The 1,588-nt window shown below is 71.3% G+C and carries 1 protein-coding gene; it reads right to left on the bottom strand.

Features of this window, described 5'->3' with window-relative positions:
- Positions 1-241: 241 nt before the first annotated feature.
- The coding region (locus ACXJKJ_RS30065; protein WP_457394992.1) for a diguanylate cyclase at positions 242-1,588 on the bottom strand (1,347 nt) is incomplete at its 5' end.

Genomic DNA, 1,588 nt, shown 5'->3' with positions numbered 1-1,588 from the left:
AGTCAGGGTTTGCGGATTCATTTCAGTGTCCAGAATTTGCGGACCGAGCGCCGGGCCGCTCCCAAGCCGGCCCGCGTTTGGCGATGTGCTCGCGGCTCAACGCCGCGAGCATCGCCGTTCCCGCGGGGGCTGAGGCCGGACACATCGCGCCCGGTGGGCGGGATGTGCCTGCCGAAGGGCTGCGGCTCATGCCGCAGCGCGGCCTGCAAGGCCGGCCAAGGTACTCCTTGGACGAGGGGCCTCATTGCGGCCCCGGCAGCTGCCTGAGCTTGACCTGGCCATTCATGCAGGCGGCGTCGAAGTCCTGCAGCACGGCGGCCAGCGCATGGGCGTTGGAGGCCTCGACGGCACTGATGCCCACACCACGGTTGCGGCCCTCGGCCTTGGCCTGGTACAGCACCATGTCGGCCCAGTTGACGGCCTGCTCCCAATGCAGGCGCAGGCCCGCGCCGGCCGCGCCGCCGAGGGGGAAGCTCGCGAATCCGATCGAGACCGTGATGCGCAGCGGGCCCTCGGCGGTCTCGATCGGCTGGCTGCCGATGCCGCGCAGGACGCGCTCGGCCATCAGCGCGAGGTCGTCGCCAGGCAGCGCGGGCGCGAAGACGAGGAACTCCTCGCCGCCCCAGCGCACCACGAGATCGGTATCGCGCACGGCGGCGCGGATGCGGCGTGCCACCTCGACGATGACGGCATCGCCGGCCGCGTGGCCGTGCCAGTCGTTGACGTTCTTGAAGTGGTCGATGTCGATCATCATCAGCGCGCCGACAAAGCCCTCGCCCTTGGCGTCGCGGGCGCTCTGGTCCATGACGGCCAGGAAGTGGCGCCGGTTGGACAGGTCCGTCAGCGGATCGCGTTCGCTCTGGGCCCGCAACAGGCTCTGGTTGGCCGTGAGGCGCGCCTGGGCGCGGCGCATGCGCACCAGCGTCACGCCGATGAGGGCGACGGACAGCAGCAGCAGCGCGCCGATGGCGAAGCCGACCTGCTGCGCGAGCTGCTGGTTGGAGATCTGCTGGTCCTTGAGCTGGCCGTCGCGGGCCAGCAGGTCGAGGTCGCGCTGCTTGGCGGCGCTGTCGTATTTGCGGCCCAGCTCCTCCAACGCCGCCGCGCGGTTGCGCTCGTTGGCGCGGGTGTTGAGATCCCGCTCGGCATGCAGGGCCGCCAGCGCCTCCTTGTACTGGCCCGCCTCGCCCCAGGTGTCGCCCAGCTCACGCAGCTCGCGGGCGCGCGGCACCAGGTCGGCCGGGTCGGTGCCGAACTCGCCGACCTTGGCGAGCTCCTGGCGGGCCTGGTCGAACTGGCGCAGCTTGATGTGGGCCACGGCCAGGTTGTGGTGCAGGCTGCGCTCGTAAAAGCGGTCGCCAAAGCGCTGCAGCACCGGCATGGCACGCTGCCCGGCGACCAATGCCTCCTTGGCCATGCCCAGATGCATGTAGGAGTCGACCAGGTTGGAGCGCAACTGCGCGGCCAGGTGGGGCGCGTCGGCCTGCTCGGCCAGCAGCAGCGCGGCCTCGACGGCGCTGCGCGAAGCCGCCATGTCGCGGGCGCGGCGCTCGACCGCGGCCTCGTAGTTGCGCACGCGGGCGCCGGC

The sequence above is a fragment of the Roseateles sp. P5_E1 genome (assembly GCF_054049335.1).
Note: the sequence above shows the minus strand (reverse complement) of the source record. Positions and strands in the feature narration are given on the sequence as shown.